This window comes from Sphingobium limneticum (genome assembly GCF_008710165.1).
In the GTDB taxonomy this organism is placed as follows: domain Bacteria; phylum Pseudomonadota; class Alphaproteobacteria; order Sphingomonadales; family Sphingomonadaceae; genus Sphingobium; species Sphingobium limneticum.
In genome coordinates, this window is record NZ_VYQA01000052.1 from 1 (window position 1) to 4,517 (window position 4,517).

Consider the following 4,517-nt stretch of genomic DNA (forward strand, 5'->3'; position numbering starts at 1 on the left):
GTGCGCCTTGTGGAGAGAGCTTTTGGCATTGGGCCCTCGGCGCTGACGGAGGCCATGGGCATGCTCAACCACCATTTCGCAGCAGCCGCCTGATCGGCGCAGAGCGACAGCCTACCTCTGACTGCCGCCAATCTTTGCAACAGAGCCCCGACCATATGCCCTAGACAGCCTGAGAACGCAGAGATTCGACGCTTCGCTACCCCCTTGTGGATGTGCGGGCATGACCCGGGGCCACATTGCTGGCCAAGTTTTCAAACCTTCACCGTACCAACTTTCTGAGGAGCGCTTCCATGCTGCCGCAACTGCACCGCCAACCCTGGATGGACAGCGACATCGAGACCTTTCGCGACCAGGTTCGCCGCTACATCGCCGCCGAAATGGCGCCGAAGTTGCCTGGCTGGCGCGAGCAGGGCTACATCCCGCGCGAAACCTGGCGGCCCTTCGGCGAAATGGGCTTTCTGCTGCCCGAAATGCCAGAGGCTTACGGCGGCGCCAGTGCCAGCATCGCCTACCAACTGGTGGTGCAGGACGAGCTGACCAAGGCCGAAATGCCCAACAACGTCACGGTGCACAGCATCGCCTCGCATTACATCATGGACTTCGGCACCGAGGCACAGAAGCAGCGCTGGCTGCCCAAGCTGAACAACGGCGAGATGCTGGCCGGCATCGCGATGACCGAGCCAAGCTGTGGAACGGATCTCAAGGCCATCGCCACCCGCGCGCGTCGCGATGGCGACCACTACGTGATCGACGGCGCCAAGACCTTCATCACCAATGGCTTCACCTGCAACCTGCTGATCGTGGTTGCGCGCACCGGCGAAGCGGGGAGCCGGGGCTTGTCGCTGATCGTGGTGGAGACCGAAAACCTACCCGGGTTTCGCGTGGGCCGCCTACTCGAAAAGATCGGCATGCCGGCGTCGGACACGGCCGAACTCTTCTTCGACGAGGTGCGTGTGCCGGTTGACCAGTTGCTGGGGGGCGTCGAAGGCCATGGATTCAAGCAGTTGATGAGCCAGCTGCCCTACGAGCGGATGTCCATCGCGGTGCCAGCGGCGGCCGTCATCGACCGAGCCCTGGAGCTGACCATCGAATACACAAAGGAGCGCAAGATCTTCGGCGCGCCGTTGTTCGACATGCAGACCACGCGCCACAAGCTGGCCGAGCTGGCCACCATCGCCCACGTGGTGCGCACCTTCGTCAACGACTGCACGCAGCGGCTGCTGGACAGAACGCTCGACGACGAGGCTGCGTACATGGCTAAGTGGTGGTGCACAGAACAGCAGTGCCGTGTGACCGACGAATGCTTGCAGTTGTTCGGCGGCTATGGCTTCATGGCCGAGTACCCGATCGCGCGCATGTACGCCGCCTCGCGCGTGCAGAAGATCTACGGCGGCGCGAACGAGGTCATGAAGGAACTGATCGCGAGGAAGCTGTGAACGCGCCGCACACGCTGCGGACGCCGCTAAACGGCATCCGCGTGGTGGAGTTCGAGGGCCTCGGGCCGGGCCCGCTGGCCGCCATGATGCTGGCCGACATGGGCGCCGAGGTGATCGTGCTGACACGGGCCGAGCAGGCTGCTGGAGCGCAGCTGCTGGGCGGAGCGGCGAGGAATCCGCTACACCGCGGCAAGACAGTCGAGGTCATAGACCTGAAGTCGGCCGACGGCAAGGTGCGCGCTCTGGCGCTGATCGCCCAGGCCGACGCCCTGATCGAGGGCTATCGCCCAGGTGTGATGGAGCGGCTGGGCCTCGGTCCCGCCGAATGCGCTGCGCGCAACCCCCGGTTGGTCTACGGCCGGATGACGGGCTGGGGCCAGGACGGCCCGCTCGCCCAGGCCGCTGGCCATGACCTGAACTATGTCGCGTTGACGGGCTTGCTGTCGCTGTCTGCGCGGAGGGGGCAGGCGCCTATCGTGCCGCCCTCGGTACTCGGGGACGCGACGGGGGCGCTGGGCCTTGCCTTTGGCGTCGCCTGTGCGTTGGTCGATTCGCGCGCCACCGGTCAAGGCAGGGTCGTGGACGCGGCAATAGTCGACATCGTGGCCATGCTGGGCACGCTGGTGCACTGGATTCGCGCCAATGGGCAGATCGATGGCGCGCAGCCGAGTCCGTTTCACGATTCGCCATTCTATGACGTGTATGCCTGCGCCGACGGCGGCTTCATCAGCCTCGCGGCGGTAGAGCCCGCATTCCACGCACTGCTGCTGTCAAAGCTGGGCCTGACGGACGTCAACCCTGCCGAGCAGTACGAAACTGCGAAGTGGCCAGCGCTGAAGGAGCGCATCGTGGCCCTTATCCGCAGCAGGCCCCGGGCGCACTGGTGCGAATTGCTCGAAGGCAGCGACGCCTGCTTTGCGCCTGTGCTCAGCTTGGCCGAGTCAGTTCGGCATCCGCACAACGCGGCAAGGGGCATCTACCAATCCACCCCCTCCGGCGCCATCGAAGCGGCTCCGGCCCCACGGTTCCAGGCTCTCAACGCAACCACTCAGGAGACAAAGAAATGACAGCTACCACCCAGCTCGTTCGCGGATGCCCGTCCACCACGGGTAACGAGCGCCAGCTCAACACTACGACGCTGATCCGGCACGCCGCGCGCACCCACGGGGACCAGGAGATCGTCTACCGCACACCCGATGGTGGCTGGGATCGCTACACCTATGCCGAGTGCTACGCGCGCGTCTGCCGCAGTGCCAATGCACTGCGCGCACTAGGCGTCGAGCCGGGCGACCGGGTCGGCATCCTAGACTGGAATAGTCGGCGCCACTTCGAGCTGTACTGGTCCATCCCCGGCCTGGGCGCGGTCATGCTGCAGATGAACCTGCGCCTAGGCGCTGAGGACTTGGGCTATGTGGTTGGCCACAGCAAGGTGTCTTACGTCTGCGTGGACGAGTCCTTGCTGCCGATCGCCGAATCCGTTGCAGCGAACTCCCCCCAGATCAAGGGCTGGATCGTCATGACCGACAAGCCGCTGGACCAGATCAAGACCACGCTGAAGCCGCTGCTGCACTATGAAGACCTGCTGGCCGCTGCCGACACGAAGATCGACTGGCCCGAGATTGACGAAACCTCGGCTTACAGCGCCTGCTATACCACCGGCACCACAGGCAAGCCCAAGGGCGTGTACTACTCGCACCGCGGCATCTACTTGCACTCCACGGCCATGGCCACTAATTTGGGCATGACGCTGGACGACTGCGTCATGCTCATCACGCCCATGTTCCACGGGCAGTGCTGGGGCCTGCCACAGGCCGCCACGCTGCTGGCCGACAAGATCGTGCTGCCTGGCCGCTACGCTGCCGAAGACACCAAGCCGCTGGTTGACGCCATGATCGCCGAGGGTGTGACCATCACCAATGGCGCGCCGGCCATCTTCCAACCGATGCTGCAGTACATCGAGACGATGCCGGTCAAGCCGGACTTTGGCCGCATGCGCATGCTGTCTGGTGCCTCCGAGCCACCGCTGTCGATGATGATCGGTTTCTACAACCTCACGGGCGCTGAGGTGGTGCACGCCTACGGCGCCACCGAAGCCACTACGCTGGTGACCGTCAACCGTCTCAAGCCCACGCTGAGTAACCGCTTGACCCAGGAGGAGCGGTGGAATCTCAAGCGCAAGCAGGGCCTGGTCCTGACTGGCGTGGACATCCGCATCCTAAATGCCAACGACCAGGACCTGCCGCACGACGGCCAGTCGGCCGGAGAGATTTGCCTGCGCGGCCCCTGGATCACGACCAGCTACCACGACATGCCCGATTCTGGTGATCGCTTCTTGGTGGGCGGGTGGTGGCGCTCGGGCGATGTCGGCACGGTGGACGAGAACGGCTACCTCAAGGTCACTGACCGCATCAAGGACGTGATCAAGAGCGGCGGCGAATGGATTTCTTCCATCGACATGGAAAACCTGCTCATGGGCCATTCCGCCGTGCGTGATGCCGCGGTGGTCGGCATTCCTCATGCGAAGTGGCAGGAAAGGCCGCTGGCCCTGGTGGTGCTGAAGCCCGGCCAGCAGGCAACCCAGGAACAACTGCAGGAACACCTATCCAGCGCCTTCGCAAAGTGGCAGTTGCCCGATCAGGTCCTGTTTGTCGAAGCCATCCCCAAGACCAGCGTCGGCAAGCTCGACAAGAAGCGCATACGCGCCGAGCATGCGGGCCGCTACGCAGAGTGAGCCAACCTTTTTCTACAGGAGAACAACATGAATGACCATGAACCCGTCATCGTCGGTGCTCTGCGCACCCCGGTGGGCAAACGCGGTGGGCGCCTGCAGAAATGGCACCCCGTCGATCTGCTGGGCGAGACGCTACGCCAACTGGTCGAGCGCTCCGGCGTCAACCCCGCAGATCTGGACGATGTGATCGTTGGCTGCGTGCGGCTCTGTTGCAAAAATCGTGAAGCTTGAGCATGCTTGGCGGAGATTGGACGGACGGAACGATGACGGATTTCAAGTGGCGCCATTTCCAGGGTGATGTGATCCTGTGGGCGGTGCGCTGGTATTGTCGCTATCCGATCAGCTATCGC

General features: G+C 63.8%; 4 protein-coding genes and 2 pseudogenes. All 6 read left to right on the forward strand.

The window, feature by feature from the left end:
* Window positions 1-93: pseudogene (locus tag F4U95_RS24350) on the forward strand (IS6 family transposase); the annotation flags it as partial.
* A gap of 197 nt (window positions 94-290) precedes the next feature.
* Window positions 291-1,436, forward strand: coding sequence for an acyl-CoA dehydrogenase family protein (locus tag F4U95_RS24355; protein WP_017503623.1), 1,146 nt, complete (start codon window positions 291-293; stop codon window positions 1,434-1,436).
* Window positions 1,433-2,503, forward strand: a complete 1,071-nt coding sequence (locus F4U95_RS24360; protein WP_017503624.1) for a CaiB/BaiF CoA transferase family protein — start codon at window positions 1,433-1,435, stop codon at window positions 2,501-2,503. The genes F4U95_RS24355 and F4U95_RS24360 overlap by 4 nt, the downstream gene beginning before the upstream one ends.
* Window positions 2,500-4,167, forward strand: coding sequence for a long-chain-fatty-acid--CoA ligase (locus tag F4U95_RS24365; RefSeq protein WP_150426984.1), 1,668 nt, complete (start codon window positions 2,500-2,502; stop codon window positions 4,165-4,167). The genes F4U95_RS24360 and F4U95_RS24365 overlap by 4 nt, the downstream gene beginning before the upstream one ends.
* 27 nt (window positions 4,168-4,194) lie before the next feature.
* Window positions 4,195-4,398 carry a thiolase family protein gene (locus F4U95_RS24370; RefSeq protein ID WP_246171715.1) on the forward strand — a complete coding sequence of 68 codons (204 nt, stop codon included), beginning with the start codon at window positions 4,195-4,197 and terminating at the stop codon, window positions 4,396-4,398.
* Window positions 4,399-4,430: 32 nt separating this feature from the next.
* Window positions 4,431-4,517 (forward strand): annotated as a pseudogene (locus tag F4U95_RS24380) (IS6 family transposase); the annotation flags it as partial.

Coding starts and splice junctions, on each gene's coding strand:
- F4U95_RS24355 (WP_017503623.1), top strand. CDS start 291: ATGCTGCCGCAACTGCACCGCCAACCCTGGATGGACAGCGACATCGAG.
- F4U95_RS24365 (WP_150426984.1), top strand. CDS start 2,500: ATGACAGCTACCACCCAGCTCGTTCGCGGATGCCCGTCCACCACGGGT.
- F4U95_RS24370 (WP_246171715.1), top strand. CDS start 4,195: ATGAATGACCATGAACCCGTCATCGTCGGTGCTCTGCGCACCCCGGTG.